Genomic DNA, 18,866 nt, shown 5'->3' on the forward strand with positions numbered 1-18,866 from the left:
GTGGTTTCTATACATCTTTGGCGACAACGTCGAAGACCGGTTGGGGCACATCGGCTACGCATTGATGTATCTCGGCACTGGGATCGCAGCGTCGCTGTCCCATTTCGTTACCGATCCGGCTAGCCCGATGCCGACGATTGGTGCCAGTGGCGCGATCGCGGGTGTGATGGGAGCCTACGCATGGCTGTATCCACATGCCAAGGTCCAAGCGTTGATCCCGCTGATCATAATCTTTCATGTGATCGTGGTGCCGGCACCATTGTTTCTAGGGATATGGTTTGCGTTGCAAACATACAGCGGCATCAGCGCCGTGGCCGGGGGCGCCGCAAGTGGAGTCGCATGGTGGGCCCATATCGGCGGATTTGCTGCCGGGGCATTAGCGGCAATCGTCATCGGACGGACGCCACTTGGCCACGAAGCAGTGACCGAACGACGGTTTTGATACCGGCGTTTTTGATGCGGCGAAAACCGCATGCGTTGACGGCTTGTTGCTTCATTCGTTTGACAGTCAGTCGAAGGCGTACTCGCATCCGTTCGCGTACGCCCAACGCCATCTAGCTTGGACTAAACGGGTGGCGTTTGTAGCGGTGCGGCGCAAGCCGCCCGGTCTAAACCGAACGTTTTACTCGCCTCAACCGGACGGCTCGCGCCGTGCCGCTACCAAAGTAGATGGCATTGAGCGTACGCCTATCGGCTAACGGTTAAACGAAGCATTCGAAAGTCAGACTGAATCAACAAGTCGTTGACGGATTGCTGATTTAACCCAAATTCTTCAGCAGCCCGTTGCTGTCGCCAAACTTGTCTGCCTTGACGCCCATCTCTTTGAGCATCCAGAGATACAAATTGCACAGTGGCGTATGGTTTTCGTAGCGAATGTGACGGCCGGTCTGAATTCGGCCATTGCCATTTCCGGCCAACAGAATTGGTAGGTCATCGTGATTGTGCCGATCGCCGTCGCTGATCCCGCTGCCGTAGACCAACATGCAATGATCCAATAGCGTTCCATTTCCTTCGCTGATCGAACTAAGTCGCTTCAGCAGATAGCCAAATCGATCAATATGGTATCGATTGATCCTTGCGATCTGTGCTTGCTTGTGTTCACTCTTGCCATGATGCGACAATTCGTGATGTCCCTCTTTGACCTCAATCTCGGGATAGCTTCGATTGCTGCCGGCATTGGTGAACATGAACGAAATGATTCGCGAGCTATCGGTTTGAATCGCCAGCGTGATCATATCCATCATCAACTCGGAGTGCTCTTTCAACTCTTGCGGCACACCGCTGGGCCGCGGGTAATCGGGGACTCCATCCTCCGAGATTCGCAGTCGTTCGGCACCGGCCAATCGTTTTTCGACGTCGCGAACGGCGTACAGGTATTCGTCTAATTTTCGTCGATCGATTTCGGGTAGTGTCTTGTGCAGTTGCTTGGCATCTTCGAGCACAAAATCGAGCACACTTTTTCGGTACTTCTCACGCACACTCTTTGCACGACGCGTTTCTTTGGCAGTTTGTCCGGCGAACAAGCGATCAAACAGCGCGCCGGGATCGACTTCTTTGGCCATCGGATTGGTGGGGCCTCGCCATGACATGTTCGACGCATAAGCACAGCTATAACCGCTGTCGCAATTGCCTGCCTGGGCACTTGCTTCGAGCCCGAGTTCGAGCGAACCGAATCGCGATTGACTGCCGATCTGTTCCGCGGCCACTTGGTCAACCGAGACTCCGTTTTGGATATCCGCGCCATTGGTCTTTTTCGGATGCGCCCCGGTTAGAAACGCAGCAACGCTACGCGCATGATCGCCACCGCCGTCGCCATGCGATCGGGCGCCATCAAGCGTCAATCCTGTTAACACATTAAATTTCGATCGATGCTCGGCCAATCGCTCCAACGTCGGCGTCATCGTGTACTTGTCGCCTGCGTCGATCGGTTTCCAATCGGGCATGTGCATGCCGTTGGGAACATAGAAGAACCCCATCCTTAGCGGCACATCTGCCGGATCGGATGTGGCCGCCAACAACCGTGTCGATGACATCGAATCCAATAACGGCAATGCCATCGAAGCGCCCATACCGCGTAACAGCGTTCGTCGTGAAAGTGAGTTCAACATTTGGGATCGCTTCTCGTTTAAAAGGTTTCGAACGTGTCCGGCTGCAGTATCAAGATCGCTATTCTCGCGAACCTTGTCGTTGGAACGGCTCGCTTTCGATGATCGCAACAATCAGATAAGCGAACCGATACTGATTGTCTTTCAAATCATGCACGATCGTGTCGATGGCGCATTTATCATAGTATTCGGTGCCCCGTCCGGTCGCATAAATCAGCATCTTCTCAGCCAAACAGCGAACAAATTGCTCACTCCGCTGACTCGAAAGCAGTTTACGTAGATCGTCGACACCGCTGAACTCGGTGCCATCGGGTAATTTGCCTGATGCATCAATCGTGTCGCCTCCGTCGCGGGTTCGCCATTGCCCGATCGCATCAAAGTTCTCGAGCGCAAAACCAAGCGGATCCATCATGTTGTGACAAGCGGCACAGGCGGGGTTGTCGCGATGCTGTTCCATCCGCTCTCGCAACGTCCCGCTCAATTTGCCTTTGTCTAACTCGGGAACGTTCGGAGGTGCGGGTGGCGGCGGAGTGTTCAGCAAATTGTCGAGTATCCATTTCCCCCGCTTCACGGGACTTGTTCGCGTCGGGTTACTCGTCACCGTCAAAACACTTGCATGTGTTAACAATCCGCCACGTGGCGTGCCATCGAGCGAGACTTTGCGGAAATCGGATCCGCTCACCCCTTTGATTCCGTAGAATTTTGCCAGCTTCTCGTTCATGTAACTGAACTTGCCGTCGAGCAGCGTCGTCACCGGCAAATTCCCACGCATCACCGCAGCAACGAAGGTCAGCGTTTCTCGCCGCATCCATTGCCGCATTTCATCATCGAATTCAGGGAATTGACGCTTGTCGGGATTCACGCCGTCGAGGTTGCGGAGCTGCAACCATTGCCCGGCAAAGTTTTCGATAAATTGATTCGCCCGAGGATCGACAATCATGTCGCCCACTTTGCGTAACAATTCACGACGGTCGCGAAGTTTGTTTTGATGGGCCAGCGACAACAGTTCGTCGTCCGGCATACTGCTCCACAAAAAATACGAAATTCGAGTGGCCAGTTCGTATTGGTTGATCAGCGGAAGTTCGCCCGACGCATCGGGTGAGACATGTCGCTCGACTTTAAACAAGAAGTGCGGCGACACCAAAATCGCCTGCAGCGCCACTTGGATTGACTCTTCAAAACTTCCTCCATCAGCTCGCACTTGCGAGGCGAGTTCCGTTAATCGCCATACTTCACTTTTGGTTGCAGGTCGCCGAAACGCACGACTGGCCAACGGTGCTAACACTTGCGCGGTAGCTTGCTCGGGCGATACTTTGCTGCTCGGCCGTGTGAAGATGATTTTTTTGTGCATCGCCGGCAATTCACCGACGGAAACCGGCAGCAACGATTCCTCTTGAGCAGACACATGTACGTGATAGAGATGAAAGTTGCGATCGATTTTGCCCGCGACGTAAAAGTCGTTGATAAAACTGATCTCGATCTTTCGCTTGCCACGAATCAGACGAAACTCAACATCATACTTTTCCATCTTTTCGCTGGGAACATCAACGACTTGGCTTTTCCTGCCGTCATCGACCTTGATTTTCACCGGTTCATCGCCGCCCTGGTCGCCGCTGGCGGAAATTGTCAACGTGTATTGCCCCGTGAAGGGAGCATCCACTTCGAGCGTCACCGAGCCTTGGCTGGACATCGTGATCCGGTGCCCCCGTTTGTATTTATCCGCTCCGCCCATTGCCGTCGCAGCCACATCGATTTCGTAGATGCGCGGTGGCAGCGGAGTGCGAATGGTTTCACCCGAAATCGTCTCGGCGGCATCCAAATACTTCTCTAACAAGATCGGCGGCAAAGAAAGCACGTCACCGATGTTGTCAAAACCATACCCGACATCGTCGCCGGGAAATCCGGCAGCCGGTTGGTAGTCGACGCCCGTCAAATCCCTGACCGTGTTTCGGTACTCTACACGGTTCAGCCGCCGCAGCACGACCTTACCCGCATTGGGATTTTGCACGCAGTTGACCGCATTGGCGACCTGGTCCAATAGCGTCACCATCCGCTGACGCGTTGCTGCGTCCATGACCTCGCCATCTTCCGGTGGCATGCTGCCCAGTTGGACCTGCGCGATCACACGTTTCCACAAGCCGCGATTCGATTGCATCTTGGCTGCCGAATCGTCATCGACCAACGACAACTCGCTGCCCGAATCGTGACAGTCAAAGCAATAGGTGCGTAGCAGCGGTGTCAAATCGTCACGAAACGCGGCATCACTTGACGGATCGGCGGCGGTGACCGAAACCGCGAGAAACAAGATCGGGATAACGATCAAACTGATTCGCAGACCGGCCGAAGACAGCCGATTCGTGCTCGTATTACTCGCGAACTCGATCATTCGTACTCGCTGGGTGGGATTTGGGGGGCGGCAGGTAGGTTGGCGATTTCATTATAAGATTTTTTTTGCCGCGATGGCGTTTAATCTTCGTTGCTGCGGGTCAAATGGCCGCTTCGATTGATCGCCAGCAGCAGCCACATCATCACCGAGAAACTCATCATCATGCCCAGCAAACCGAAAACGCTCATTTCCTTCATGCCCAACAGCGATTGCTCGGGGAACAACAGTGGGGGCACCTTCATCGCCAACAGCAGGGATGATCCCAAGAAGACCGCGCTCGCCATTAACCCCAATACCATCCGGTTGACGGTCGGTCCGATCCGTTGATGTTCCAGTGTCAGCCGCATTTCGCCACGCCGTGCTTGCTGCAGCAGCGTCAGCACCTCGTCGGGAACCACTTCGAAAAAGTGCTCCGCTTCCAGATAGATCCTTCTCGCTTGACGCACTCTTCGCCGAGGACTCAGCCGTCGCAGCATCGATTTGCGAACAAATTGATGAACGATATCCAACGAGTCGAACCCGGCACCTAGCTCGCGCAGCGTTCCTTCGAGCGAAATCAGCATTTTCAACAGCAACGCCGATTGGCTTGGCAATTGAATGACGTGTCGATGCAATATGTCGCTCAATTCATTCAACGCGCCAGTCAAATCGAAATCGCTCAAATGTTGCCGACCATAGGTCCCCACAAATTCGGCAACGTCAATCGCCAACAGTGATTCGTCCAGCGTGGGTGGCGCATCTCCGATGCGGCGAATCAACCGAGTCAAACGATTTTGGTCGCCCGTGGCGATACAGCCCATCATCTCTTCGATGCTTTCACGCAGCGTTTCGTCGATACGGCCGACCATCCCAAAGTCGAGAATCCCCAAGCGTCCATCGTTAAGCAATAACAAATTTCCGAGATGAGGATCGGCGTGAAACAGCCCCTCATCAAAGATCATTGTTAGGTAGATGCGGGCGATCGATTCGGAAAGCTGGTGTCGTTCACCGTCAAGCGTCGCATCGACCGTCAACACACCACCGTGGTGACTGTCTAGCAATACTTTCGAAAGCGGTTCGCCAGCTAATTCGTCCATCACCAAAACACGGCGAGTACAGAGTTCACGGACCGGTTTGGGAACAACCACTTTGGTGCTCTGCGGCGAAAGCATCTCGGCGAACACTTCGAGGTTTTGTCGTTCACGTCCGAAGTCCAACTCGCGCTGCAACATGGTGGACATTTGGGCCACCATTTGGCATGGCCCCCAAGCGGCGAACCCTTCGACCCGCTCGGCAAGCTGGGCGAGCCCTCCGAGTACTTCCATGTCTTGGCGGACCGTTCGTTCGATATCGGCACGTTGAACTTTGATCACAACGCGTCGGCCATCGTTCAAGGTTGCCCGATGAACTTGACCGATCGAGGCGGTCGCAAGCGGTTTGGGATCGATGAATTGAAACTGACTCAGGTATTGTTCGCCCAATTCCTTGGTTAGTGTCTGACGCACTTTCTCGATCGCATCCGGCTGGACATCGGCACGTAACCGTTTCAGTTCGTTCCCCAATTGCGGGCCGACAATATCGGGTCGCGCCGCCAAGATCTGGCCCAGCTTGATAAAGGTGGGACCGAGATCGGTCAGCGCCATCCGCACCCGTTCTTCGCTGGAATACTGGGACAGCGGTACGCCGCTGGAATCTTTGAACGAATCACGGAATGGCAAACTTTGATAACGGCTTAGCCAATCGGCCAGACCATAGCGACGCAGCACCGCCAAGATCTCTCGCCACCGCTTCAAATTGCGGTACAGCTGCGGGATGGCAGTGATTTTCATTAACAAAACGAAACGCCGATACGTGAGAGAAAAAAACGAGTGAGAAATTGAGCGGTGGCAACCGCGGCAAAACGCAAACCATTCCCACTACGGTGGGCGACTTTGTTACATTCACACCATTCTAATGTGAAACAATATAAAACCATTCGCTGATTGCCAGGAGATCTTGTCTTTGGATTGGTGGGAACCGCTTTTATCGACTTTGCGGCTCATAACCGTCACAATCGTTGGTTCGCTTGCCATTGGCATCCCCGCGGCGTGGGCGGCGTCGACTCTTTCCCACTGCGGGCGGTCGGGCCGCGGTTTTGCCAGGGCGTTCATTTTGGCGGCGATCGCTGCGATTGCGATTCCCATGATTCTGCACGCGGCGGCGTGGGAAGCAACGGCGGGGAAATTTGGTTGGCTACCGCTGACGCAGACGGCAACGCGTTCCTGGGGTGGTTTTGCCGGTCTGGTGGCTTGTGGTTGGATCCATAGCATCTTTGGTGCCGCCATCGTCGCGATGGCCACATGGCACGGAACGTCTCGCGTCCCTGTGTCGATTCTGGAAAATGCTTCGATCGACACCACCCCACTGCGTTGTTGGTGGACAATTCAACTGCCGTTGGCGTGGCCGTGGGTGTTGGCCGCCACGATCCTGAACGCATCGCTTGCCGCGACGGAGATGACCGTCGTCGATCTGTATGGATATCGCACGATTGCCGATCAATTTTATTTGCTCTATGCAGTCGATCCTGATTTGACCTCGATCGCCACCACCACCGCGTTGCCCCTCGCATTTGCAGTGGCGATGATCACGGTGTTGCTTCGCCGCGTCCGAGCACGACAGACGGACTATCGCGGCGAGCATTCTGTCGGGCACACTGCATCGGACCTACACACTGCACCGGACCTATTCGAACAGCCATCGCTTGGTGTTCGAATCGTCGCTGGTTTGATTTTGACACTCTGTACCCTGATCATGATCGCAATGCCGGTCACCGGATTGATGGCCAAGGTGGGGCACGACGTGATCGTTGATGGCGACCAGCGGATTGCCTATTGGTCGATCTCGCGATCGGTTCAGGAGTTGGCTGCTGCACCGACCACGTTTTCCTCTGAGTATCAATGGACGGCGATGCTAGGCATTTGCACCGGAATCTTCGCCATTTTCGTCGCTTGGCCGCTCGCCGCGGTCGGCCGCCAACACCCGCGTTTCGAATCCATGGTCGATGCATTGACCATCATCCTGTTTTGTATCCCCGGTCCCTTGATCGGGATGTCGATTGTCCAGACGTTTACGCTTCCGATCCCCGGTTTTCGATTTCTGTACGAGATGACGATTCTGCCGACGGTCTTGGCGATGTCGGTCCGCGCCAGCACGATTGCGTATTGGATTTTACGATCCGGGTATCACGGCATTGCCGATAGCGTATGGCTCAGTGCCCGGTTGGAATTGAGTCTCCTACGACGCTGCTGGCAGATCGATCGGCGATTGATGGCACGTAGCGTCGTTATCGCTTTGCTGACCGCCGGCATCATCGCGTCGGGCGACGTTCCGGTCACGTTGCCGGTCGCTCCGCCCGGTGTTTCGACCGTGGGAACTCGCTTGTTTGGACTGCTGCACAGCGGGGCGCGTTACCAAGAAGCCGCGTTGGCACTGTGGTATTTAGGCTTCATCGGGCTTGGCATCGCTTTGATTTACACCCTCTCCCGCTTCGGATCTGGTAAAATCAAATAAGTCCTGGTGTATAGACTTGCGGTCCGCCCGATCTCCGCGATTCTTTTGCCCATCCCGCCCGATCCCATCCCACCTTTGGTTTCACCCGCTATGCACTTACGAATTCGCGCTGCGATTGCCTTTGGTATCCTTGTTTTCGCTTCGCACGCCACCGCGGTAGACCGGCGTGATTCCACCGACGACAACGATTCCGAAATGGTCGTGGATACGAGCCACGGCGATCAACTCGTCAACGAATACTTTCGCAGCGAAACCGAGAAAATCAGTTCAGCAGTGTTTGCGGACATCAAAACGCTCGACGATTGGCAAGACCGTCGTCAGGGTTACCGCGATCAGTTGTACGAGATGCTCGGGCTTTCACCGCTGCCCGAACGCACGCCGCTATCCCCTGTGATTACGGGTTCGGCAACCGAAGGGGACGTCGTCGTTGAAAACATTCATTTTCAATCGATGCCAGGTCTGTACGTCACGGGCAACCTTTATCGGCCAGCAAAACAAGACGGCCCGCTTCCAGCGATCCTCTATGTCTGTGGTCATGGCAAAGTGAAGAAGGACGGAATCAGTTATGGCAACAAAACATACTATCAATACCACGGGGCTTGGTTTGCACGAAACGGTTATGTTTGCTTGACCATCGACACGATTCAGTTGGGCGAAATCGAAGGGATCCATCATGGCACGTACCGTGAAGGGGCGTGGTGGTGGAACAATCGCGGCTACACCCCCGCCGGTGTCGAAGCTTGGAACGGGATTCGTGCACTGGATTATTTGCAATCTCGCCCCGAGGTCGATGGCCAGCGGATAGGTGTCACCGGTCGCAGCGGAGGAGGTGCCTATTCGTGGTACATCGCGGCGCTTGATGAACGCATCAAAGTTGCCGTCCCGGTGGCCGGCATCACATCATTAAAGAACCATGTCGTCGACGGGTGTGTCGAAGGGCACTGTGATTGCATGTACATGGTCAACACCTATCGTTGGGATTACCCGATGGTCGCCGCCCTGATCGCACCACGTCCGCTATTAATCTCGAATACTGACAAAGACTCAATTTTTCCGTTGGACGGCGTGGTCGATGTCTATTCCAAAGTCCGTTCGATCTACAAGCTTTACGAAAATGAGTCCCATGTCGGGTTGCACATCACCGAGGGTCCGCATAGTGATTCTCAGGAGCTTCGTATCCATGCGTTTCGCTGGTTCAATCGCCATCTGAGATCGGACAACGAACTGATCAACAAGACCGCAACGCCGTTTTTTGACATCAAGCAGCTAAAAGTTTTCGATTCGCTACCAACGGACGAACGCGTAAGCACGATTCATGAAACGTTTGTCCCCAAATGGAATTCCAATCCGTCCACTCGGCCCGGCAGACCGAAATCGGCCCAGCATGATGAATTGATCCAATCGTTGAAAAGGAAAACGTTTGGCGGGTGGCCCCAGACCGCTGGTTCGCTCGATACAAAAACGATCGCCGAGCGAGAAGCGGATGGTATGAAAGTCAAAGCGATTCAGTTCACGTCACAGTCGCCCTACCGTTTGACCATGTTCGCAGTGACACCGATGTCATCGGCGCCCCCCAAAATGGTCAACGTGGTTGTTTTGGATCAACAAGCGTGGCAACGTGTTGCGTCCGGATTGGCGGTCGTAATGCCGGAACGGTTTCGCGGCGTCACCCCCGACAAACAAATTTGGGAACAGTTGCGTGACGAATCACCAACCGTACCCACGGTATACGTGACTCCTCGCGGAGTGGGGTTCACCGAGTGGACACGCGATCCGGTTCGTCGGACTCACATCCGCCGCCGATTCATGTTGCTCGGGCAAACCGCCGCAGGCATGCAAATTTATGACGTGGTGCAAGCATTGAAAGCGATCGGAACGTTGCCGTCCTTTGAATCCGCCGAATGGAGGCTCCGCGGCAGCGGGGATGCGGCCGCCTGGTCATTGCTGGCTAGCCTGTTTAACGACCGGATCGTCGAGATGTCGCTAATCGATTTGCCGGTGAATAACCGTGACGCCCCGGATCTGCTGAACATCAGCAAGTTTACCGAAATACCTCAAATTGCCTGGACTGCCGCTGATCGAGTGCAGACGATGCAAATCGGCGGTAGCAACATCGAGCAATGGAAAGACGAGTTTTCGCAGATAAAAAAGGAGGACTTAAGCATCATTTTTTGCGACGATTCAGTAAACGGACGCTGATTTCGGGCAGTTTAACGTCAATCGATTTGCCAAAGATCGCAGGCCCCTCCCTCGATCTTTGGTTCTCTGGCGAGATTGGCGTGACGACGACTACAATAAGGTAGAAATCGCTGCTCGTCGTCTAGCTTATCGAAGGAACACGTCACGGATGCTTCAAACCGTCACCTCACTTTTGTTCACCTGCTCGCTCCTGATTGTGTTCTGCAGCGGCAACGCTTCGGCCTTCGAGACGATCGAATTCAAAGCGGGGACGGGATCCGACGACACCGAAAAAACCCGCACGGTGGTCGGCGAGTTGCTGGTTGAGGCACAAGATGGGGGGCTTCTCATTCAAGGAGATGACGGACGCATTTGGACGATCCAGCCCGAAAATTTGGTCAAGCGAACGAGCAACTCTGAACCTTTGGTCCCGATCAGCGACGAGCAGATGATCCAAAGGATGACCAAGGAAATGCCGGAAGGATTTTCAGTCTATCAAACAGCAAATTATTTGATCATTCACAACACAGACGAAAATCATGCACGTTTAGTTGGAAGTTTATTCGAGCAATTGTATCGCGGCTTCTTTTCTTACTGGAAAAATCAGCGATGGGAATTGCCTGAACCACGTTTTCCCTTGGTGGCGTTGTTGTTGGACAATCACGATTCGTTCCTGCAGCATGCGAAAGGTGAAGTTGGCGAATCCGCAAATTCGGTCATCGGCTACTACCATCTCGCCAGCAACCGGATGACCACGTTCAACGTTCCCAATTGGGAGCGAAACATTGCCACGATCATCCATGAAGCGACGCACCAGCTCGCCTACAATTGTGGGCTACAGCGACGCTTTGCCGACAACCCGATGTGGGTTAGCGAAGGCTTGGCGATGTTCTTTGAATCGCCTGACCGCCGTAATTCAAAAGGATGGCGGGGCATTGGACGCGTCAACCAAAAGAATCTAGCACGCTGGAACAGCTATCTGCCTAACCGGCCCGTGGAATCACTGGCCACACTGATCGCCGATGACTCGCGATTCCGTAGCCCCGCAACCGCCGCCGATGCTTATGGCGAAGGTTGGGCGTTGACCTATTTCTTACTGAAAACTCACCGCGAAGAATTCGTCAAATACCTGCGACAACTCAGCGAAGTCAAGCCGCTTGTGGAGCTGAGCAAACGCGAACGCATCGCGATGTTTGAAACAGCGTTTGACACCACGCTGGAAAAGCTAGACAAGCAATTCGTGATGTACATGCGCCGGGTTCGCTAAGCAGCAAACATCGAGTGAAACACCCCGAGTTGCGGGAGCGATAAACCGAGTGAAAGACGAGAACCGTGGCTAACGGGCTGTTGATTTAATGAAGTTTCCTATGGCAAGAGGTGGCTGATGGACTACCTCGTCCGTCGTTGGTGTATTCGACTGACTAGGAAGTCCGTCGTACGACTAAATCAACAAGCCACTAACGTAGGATAAGACTCTTGCGGAACGAAAATATCGAGCGTCTATTCGCATCGGACTTTGTTGCCGTCTAATAGATGCTCGGCACAAACATCCGTTCGGGCATCGGATTGCGTTGGTAGTCATCGCTTCGCTCGCGTTTGGGCAATTTAATGCTCTCGGACTGAACCTCGGTATAAGGGACTTGGCTCAAGAAGTGACCGATGCAATTCAATCGAGCCCGCTTCTTGTCCACTGCATCGACGATCCACCACGGTGCGTGCGAGGTATGCGTCCGCTCGAGCATGATTTCTTTTGCGATCGTATATTGTTCCCAACGTTTACGTGACTCCAAATCCATTGGACTCAATTTCCACTGTTTCAACGGGTCGTTGATACGGCATTGAAAACGAAACTGCTGCTCTTCGTCGGTGATCGAAAGCCAGTACTTAATGAGAACGATTCCCGAATCGACCAGCATTCGTTCAAATTCGGGAGCAGTGCGAAGAAATTGTTCGTATTCGTTGTCGGTACAAAATCCCATCACACGTTCGACGCCGGCGCGGTTGTACCAACTGCGATCGAACAATGCGATTTCGCCAGCGCCAGGCAGATGATTGACGTAACGCTGAAAATACCACTGAGTCTTTTCACGCTCGTTGGGGGCCGGCAACGCGACGACACGGCATACGCGGGGGTTTAAACGTTGCGTGATTCGCTTGATCACACCTCCTTTGCCCGCCGCATCGCGTCCTTCGAACAAAACCGCGACACGCGTGCCGGTGGCGACCACCCAATCTTGCAACTTAACGAGCTCTTCCTGCAGTCTCAGCAGTTCGACAAAGTATTGACGACGAAAACGCGACTTGCGATCCGCCAAATTGGGACGCGCATTTTCGGTCGACGCATCCTCGTGTTCCAACTCGAGTTCTTCATCGATCGAATCTAAGATTTCGTCACGGATACGTGAATACAGTTCCTCGTTCATTGTTCTAGCTAAACTCACCACTGATGTATTGTTTGGTCGCATCTTCCTGGGGCGAATCAAACAGTTCGTCGGTGTCGCGAAACTCGACTAAATAGCCGGTTCGCCCGCCGCCGCTGGTGTCGACGTACATGAACGCGGTTCGGTCGGCCACACGTTTTGCCTGCTGTAGATTGTGAGTCACGATTGCAATCGTGTAATTCTCTTTCAATTCCTGCATCAAGTCTTCGATGCGACGCGTGGCGATCGGATCCAGGGCAGAACACGGTTCATCCATCAATAATACTTCGGGCTCCGTCGCAATCGCACGTGCAATACAAAGCCGTTGTTGTTGTCCACCGGAGAGTGAAAGACCACTGTTTTTCAATTTGTCCTTGACCTCGTCCCACAGCGCCGCACCTCGCAGTGCTTTTTCCACCTTCTCGGCGATGTTACCGCGATATCGATTCAGTCGCAGACCAAAGGCCACGTTGTTGTAGATGCTCATGGCAAACGGATTGGGTTGCTGGAACACCATTCCGATGTAACGACGCACCGCGACGGGATCGACTTTGGAGTGGTAAATGTCTTTGCCACGAAAGTGAACATGACCTTCGAAGCGAAACCCACGTACCAAATCATTCATTCGGTTCAAGCAACGTAGTGCACTACTCTTGCCACATCCCGACGGACCGATAAAAGCGGTGATGGAACCACGATGGATTGGAATATGGCTGTCACGGACAGCACGAAAGTTTCCGTAATAAAGGTTTTCAATATTGCAGTCCAGCAACAACGAACCATTGCCGTTGGCGAGGACATCGTTTTCAACTTTAGGTGTTGCAATCACGTGTATTTTCCTAAGAGACTTTGGCGCGACTCGAAATGATTTGACCGACAATGTTGATCGACAAAACCATCAACACCAGGATCAGGGATGCGGCCCATGCCATTTCGATTTGGTTCTCGAAAGGCATGCCCGAAAAGTTGTAAATAAACACAGCTAGCGAGGCGGTCGGCTCCATGACCTGAGAACTTCCGTCCTCAAAGATCCAGTAGTTACTAAACAACGCGGTGAACAGTAGCGGGGCGGTTTCCCCGGCGGCACGCGCGACGGCCAACATCACGCCGGTCAAGATGCCAGGCAATGCGGTTGGCAACACGATTTTCCATGCGACCTGAGTCGGGGTGCAGCCCATCCCAATCGCCGCTTCTTTCATTTTGACCGGGACCATTCGCATCGATTCTTCCGCCGTCAAGATCACGGTCGGTAACATCAACAATGCCAATGCCACCCCGCCCGCCGGTGCGGAATAACCACCGGTAGCAAGCACAATCGCGGCGTAGGCGAACACGCCCGCCAAAATTGACGGCAATCCGGTCAATGTTTTTGCACAAAAACGTGCAACGGACGCTGTCTTGCTTTGCGGTCCGAACTCGGCCAAGAAAACCGCAGTCAGAATGCCAGCGGGAATTGCGATCGCGGCGGCAATCGAAACGATCACGATCGTTCCGACAATCGCGTTGCCAAAACCACCGCCCTCTTCAAACGCCGTTGGTGGCAATTCGGTAAACAAGGCCAGTGAAAGCTTCTTGCCACCTCGATACACCAACATGATCAACACGCTGAACAGCGGCACGCATGCGATCACGGTCGCTACCCCGGTGCCGATGCTCAACAGGATGCTGAACAAGGTTCGTGGATGACGCAGCGAACGCTCGAGACGTGGGAAGTCCACATCGCCAAATTCGGTCGAGATTTCGGCAGTATTCATTTTGCACCTCCACGCATGCGGGCCGAGGCGTGCTTTAACACAAATGCACCGCAGATGTTCACCAGCAACGTGATCGCCAACAAGATCAACGCGGCGTACATCAACACTGGTTCTTCGCGTTCACCCGCTTCGGGGAAATGGTTCGCTAACAACGCGGCCAGAGTGTTTCCAGGCGAGAAGAGTGAGATACTCATCTGATTGGAATTCCCCACCAACATCGCCAAAGCCATCGTCTCGCCCAGTGCACGGCCAAAGCCAAGCACCAGTGCACCGAAGATGCCGGTCGAGGCTGTGGGCACGATCACGCCGATGATTGCTTCCCACCGCGTCGCCCCTAATCCAAAGGCCGCTTCTTTCAGTTTCCGTGGCACATTACTGAGCGCGTCGCGAGAAATCGCCGAGACCGTCGGCAAAATCATGATCGACAACACCAATGCCGCTGGCAGCATCCCGGGGCCGGAAAGCGAGGTTTTGAAAAAGGGTATCCAGCCCAAGTTTTCATGCGCCCAATTCGCAAACGGACGCAGCATAGGGATCACCACAAAGATCCCCCACAACCCATAAACGACGCTGGGAATCGCCGCTAACAATTCGACGATGTTCTTGAATGCCACTTCCACTTGATGTGGCAAAAAGTCTTGCGTTAAGAAGATGGCGATCGAAACGCCAAAGAACCCACCAATCAACAACGCCAAGAGTGAACTGTACAGCGTTCCCCAAATCTCAGGCAATACGCCGAACTGTTCGTTCTGTACATCCCAAGTGGACGAGGTCAAAAAACTGACGCCGTGTGCACTGATCGCTGGCATGGCTTTGGTGGCAACTTCAAACACCACCAAAAACACAACCAACACGGTCAACCAAGCAAAACCGCGTGTCAATCCACGGAACGCTCGATCCTTCACAATCTCCATCGACGAGGGTGGAGAGGAGATTGACGCTGATTCCGCTAGATCGGAAAGCGTGGCATTGGCCATAAGATCGCCCAGAAAAAGAACTGCTAAGTAAGAATCGATCGCCGTGACGGATGAATCATCCATCACGGCGTCTCTGGTCGTTGAACTATTTGATGGACTCGAGTTTCTCAGTTACGGTCGCGACAACGCTTTCCGGAAGCGGGATGTACCCCATTTCCGCACTCGACTCTTGCCCCTGGTGCAGACACCATTTGACAAGACTCTTGAGTGCATCGGCCTTGGCCGAATCTTCGTATTTTTCGTAGCACAGCAACCATGTGTAACTAACGATTGGATAGGCGCCCTCACCGGTCGGGTCTGGCAACCAAGCACGCAAATCTTCGGGCATTTCAACGCCGGCCAAAGCTGCGGTGGCATTTTCGAGCGTAGGTTCAATGAACTTGCCGGCGGCGTTTTCTAATGTCGCCATTGGCAACTTGGCTTGCTCGGCGAAACCAAACTCGACGTAGCCGATTGCACCTGGGGTTTGCATGATGGTCGCGGTCACGCCATCGTTCTTCGGTGCGGCGATGAATTTATCGCTTTCGGGCCAATTGACTGATTTGCCGACACCCGGTCCGTCGGCGAAATCTTTGCTGACGGCACTGAGATGATTGGTGAACACAAACGTCGTTCCGCTGCTGTCCGCTCGACGGACTACCGTGACAGGCAAATCGGGAAGATCGACACCTTCGTTGGTCGCGGCGATTGCGGCATCGTTCCACTTGGAAATCTGGCCCAAAAAGATCTTGGTGTAGGCGTCGCGTGAGAGAACCAAAGGCTTTTTCAATTCCGCCAAGTTGTACGCCAGCACGATGCTTCCGGCCGTCATCGGCAACAGCACCACGCCGTCGTCGACTTGGGCAATTTCGCTGTCGTTCATCGCCGCATCACTGGCTGCGAAATCAACCGTGTGCCCGATAAAATCCTTGATTCCACCGCCACTTCCTTTGGCTTGGTAGTCCACCTTCACGCCTTCGGTCGCCGAGCTGTACTCTTTGAACCAACGGCCATACAACGGGGCAGGAAAACTGGCACCGGAGCCCTGCAGTTTGACGTTCTGGCCGGAGGAACCGGAACCTCCGCCGGACGAGGAGCTCGAACTGGATGAGCTGCAACCGACCAAAACCGTAAGGGCGGCAAGACAACAGAAGCGAAACGCACTTTTGTTCACAATGGGACTCGTACTGGTTCCGGGGAGGGGCTATCAAAACTTTTGAGCCCAGTTGTAGTCCCCCATTTCGCTCGCCGGAACCGTCGCTAACCAATTATTAACACGCTCTTAACAAAAGTCAGCCAACCTGCCACAGCGTACGTTAATCCCGCGAATTACGGCGATTATGCAGGCGAGAGCCACCTTATCCATTGCCAAGATAGTCGAATTATGAAGATGCAAACGGACGATTTGCAGACTATGGCACGCCAGAAGGTTCTGTTTTCCGAACCTTAACAATTCTACACAATTCGATTGCAGATCCTCAACCACAAGACGAAAAGCCATTTTCGGTGATTCGCAATCGGTGCACTGCGGTGGGCGAAACATCGCGGGGGCGAGCTTACCCATTTGCCACTGCTGCGGCTACGCACGCGGCCGAATCCAGCCTGCTCACCCTTACAGAGTCATCAGAATATCGAGCATCTCGGTCGCCGTCGAAATCACTCGCGACGAAGCTTGAAACGCACGCTGGTATGCGATCAGCTTGATCGATTCCTCGTCGATGTTGACGCCAGTGATGGCAAGATGCTGGCCTTGTAGCGTCGCGTAAAAGTCTCGCAAGCCATCCGCTTCACTTCCTTGCAAGCTAATTTTCTGAGCCATGGTCGCGATGGTCGATTCATAGATACCACGAATCGATCGGCCTTCGAGCTCCGGCATCGGGCTGTCGACCAAATCAAGCATGCGGGAGAGCACGTCCGTGTCCTCGCCGATGCCGCCGCCGCTAACCGCAAGAAAATCACTATCGCTTTTCAACGCATCGTTGACATTGATGTCGACAGCATTGCGACCGACAAAGAATGTATTGATGCCCGCTGCCGCCAAAAACCCGCTGGTATCTTCGCCGAAAGTAAATGACGAGGTTGGCGAATCGGATAGGATTTCGATTTGCCCACTGCTGGTCACCGCTGCTGAAATGCCTTCGATCGCATCAATATCCGCGACGATCGAATTGACCGTCGAATCGGTGACATCCCCGAGGTTTTTGACTTTGATGCGGTGCGTCGAAATCACATCGCCTGATGCATCGACGAGGTTCATATCAAAGGTGCCGTTCGTGGGCGTCCACGGCAATCCCGAAGAACCCAGCGGTACAAACGCGTCCGACTTGACGCTGGAGAGCAATTCTTGAAACCCTTCGCGACCTTGCCCCTGTGAGTGCACTTCGTTGACACTGCGGATCAATGCCGAGGCCATGCGATCGACTCCCGCAATGTAGTCACCAAAGACTTCATCGCGTGCTTTGACAATCGCGCCGACTTTGCCTCCGGTCGCATCGAGCGGAGAATCGGTTTCGATGATCCGAATCTCCTGTGCCTCGAACTCGACGCTGTAATTGCTGTAAACGTCGCGGCTGATTCCGTCATTGACCAGATAATCCCCCCCAACGAATACAGAAACCGCTCCGCTTTCCTGCTCCTGAATATTCAAATCGACATAGGCAGCAAGTTCTTCGAGATAGCCGTACCGCTGGTCTCGTAGCCCGGTGGCGTCGCTATTGATTAGCCCGCCTCCTTCGATCGTGGCAATCTCGAGATTTAGCTCCGCGATACGATGGGTCAGTCGATTGATGTCGCTGGCGGCATCCTCTAATTCCCCGTCCCAAGCTTGTTGTCGATCGGTGGCTTTGCTGCGAGCATTGCGAATATTGTCCGCCAACGTCTGGCCTTGCAGAATCACGAATTCACGGAGCGAGGCATCCCCCGGTTGGGTAGATAATTCATGAACGGCGTTGTTGAACAGAGAAAATTGCTGGCTCAGCCCCGTATTGTCGAGGTCGGTGGACAATTCTTCGAGCTGAGCGTAGGCACTTTCAAGCGACTCAGCTCCGGCCAACGCGGTCTTGGCATCGATCATCCGCTCAAAGAGCGCTTCATCGACAACTTGGACAATGCCAGTCGGCCGAACTCCGTGCCCCGAGATCAAGTTGCCTTCGCGAACGGCTACCGCAGACGCCTGCTGTAGCTCCTGGCGTATATAGCCCGGAGTATTCGCATTGGCGACGTTGTTGCCCACGACCTGAAGGCCGATTTGGGCCGCATCGAGTGCGCCTTTGGATTGCTGGATCGTGCCGAGAAGGCCCATACCGATGTCTCAATTGACCGAAAGAACCGTACTTTCAGTCTTTTATCGGCATTCTCTTTGGCACAGTTGACCTAATCGTCAAAACCGGACCATGATCGTAATCGCCGCCGGATGCCCCTCGACATCCGTTTTCTTTCAACGCGACTAATCGCCGACGCCGGAGAACCTGCGATTTATAACTTCTGAAAGCCTATCGCCGCTCGCTTCCGCCGGGCATGCTCAATGCCATCTACTTTGG

The 18,866-nt window shown here is 53.9% G+C and carries 13 protein-coding genes; 4 read left to right on the plus strand and 9 right to left on the minus strand.

The annotated features are described in order from the left end of the window. Positions 1 to 442: rhomboid family intramembrane serine protease (locus RMSM_RS10800; RefSeq protein ID WP_040765579.1), on the plus strand; the 442-nt coding region annotated here is incomplete at its 5' end. 316 nt (positions 443 to 758) lie between these two features. On the opposite strand, the gene RMSM_RS10805 is transcribed toward RMSM_RS10800, so the two are convergent. From RMSM_RS10805 to RMSM_RS10815, 3 genes are all read right to left on the minus strand, one after another. Next, positions 759 to 2,108: a DUF1552 domain-containing protein gene (locus tag RMSM_RS10805; protein WP_008695292.1), complete on the minus strand. Its 1,350-nt coding sequence runs from the start codon at positions 2,106 to 2,108 to the stop codon at positions 759 to 761. A 58-nt stretch (positions 2,109 to 2,166) separates the two neighbouring features. Continuing rightward, positions 2,167 to 4,491 (minus strand): DUF1592 domain-containing protein, encoded by a 2,325-nt coding sequence (locus RMSM_RS10810; RefSeq protein ID WP_008695293.1) that lies wholly within the window; start codon positions 4,489 to 4,491, stop codon positions 2,167 to 2,169. Positions 4,492 to 4,571: 80 nt separating this feature from the next. Further along, a complete protein-coding gene (locus RMSM_RS10815; RefSeq protein ID WP_008695294.1) occupies positions 4,572 to 6,299 on the minus strand; it encodes an ABC1 kinase family protein in 1,728 nt (575 codons plus the stop codon). 202 nt (positions 6,300 to 6,501) lie between these two features. Here RMSM_RS10815 and RMSM_RS10820 point away from each other — a divergent pair, with 202 nt between their 5' ends. The 3 genes from RMSM_RS10820 to RMSM_RS10830 all read left to right on the plus strand — a co-directional run bounded on the left by RMSM_RS10820 (position 6,502) and on the right by RMSM_RS10830 (position 11,464). After that, the gene (locus RMSM_RS10820) at positions 6,502 to 8,019 is read left to right on the plus strand and encodes an ABC transporter permease (RefSeq protein ID WP_144057551.1); all 1,518 of its coding nucleotides are present in this window, start codon (positions 6,502 to 6,504) and stop codon (positions 8,017 to 8,019) included. 90 nt (positions 8,020 to 8,109) lie between these two features. Then, on the plus strand, positions 8,110 to 10,218 hold the full coding sequence (locus RMSM_RS36710) for an alpha/beta hydrolase family protein (RefSeq protein ID WP_236622087.1): 2,109 nt from the start codon (positions 8,110 to 8,112) through the stop codon (positions 10,216 to 10,218). Between the two features lie 148 nt (positions 10,219 to 10,366). Beyond that, positions 10,367 to 11,464 (plus strand): DUF1570 domain-containing protein, encoded by a 1,098-nt coding sequence (locus RMSM_RS10830; RefSeq protein ID WP_008695297.1) that lies wholly within the window; start codon positions 10,367 to 10,369, stop codon positions 11,462 to 11,464. 259 nt (positions 11,465 to 11,723) lie between these two features. On the opposite strand, the gene ppk2 is transcribed toward RMSM_RS10830, so the two are convergent. From ppk2 to flgK, 6 genes are all read right to left on the minus strand, one after another. Then, positions 11,724 to 12,620: a polyphosphate kinase 2 gene (gene ppk2 / locus RMSM_RS10835; protein WP_008695298.1), complete on the minus strand. Its 897-nt coding sequence runs from the start codon at positions 12,618 to 12,620 to the stop codon at positions 11,724 to 11,726. Between the two features lie 4 nt (positions 12,621 to 12,624). After that, positions 12,625 to 13,446: a phosphate ABC transporter ATP-binding protein PstB gene (gene pstB, locus RMSM_RS10840; RefSeq protein ID WP_008695299.1), complete on the minus strand. Its 822-nt coding sequence runs from the start codon at positions 13,444 to 13,446 to the stop codon at positions 12,625 to 12,627. 10 nt (positions 13,447 to 13,456) lie between these two features. Next, positions 13,457 to 14,371 (minus strand): phosphate ABC transporter permease PstA, encoded by a 915-nt coding sequence (gene pstA, locus RMSM_RS10845; protein ID WP_008695300.1) that lies wholly within the window; start codon positions 14,369 to 14,371, stop codon positions 13,457 to 13,459. Then, positions 14,368 to 15,411, minus strand: a complete 1,044-nt coding sequence (pstC, locus tag RMSM_RS10850) for a phosphate ABC transporter permease subunit PstC (protein ID WP_008695302.1) — start codon at positions 15,409 to 15,411, stop codon at positions 14,368 to 14,370. The genes pstA and pstC overlap by 4 nt, the downstream gene beginning before the upstream one ends. A gap of 22 nt (positions 15,412 to 15,433) precedes the next feature. Beyond that, positions 15,434 to 16,501, minus strand: a complete 1,068-nt coding sequence (gene pstS / locus RMSM_RS10855) for a phosphate ABC transporter substrate-binding protein PstS (RefSeq protein ID WP_008695305.1) — start codon at positions 16,499 to 16,501, stop codon at positions 15,434 to 15,436. 438 nt (positions 16,502 to 16,939) lie between these two features. Continuing rightward, entirely contained in the window at positions 16,940 to 18,628 is a 1,689-nt protein-coding gene (flgK, locus tag RMSM_RS10865) for a flagellar hook-associated protein FlgK (protein ID WP_008695307.1), read from the minus strand. Positions 18,629 to 18,866 lie beyond the last annotated feature (238 nt).

The organism is Rhodopirellula maiorica SM1 (genome assembly GCF_000346295.1).
Classification (GTDB): domain Bacteria; phylum Planctomycetota; class Planctomycetia; order Pirellulales; family Pirellulaceae; genus Novipirellula; species Novipirellula maiorica.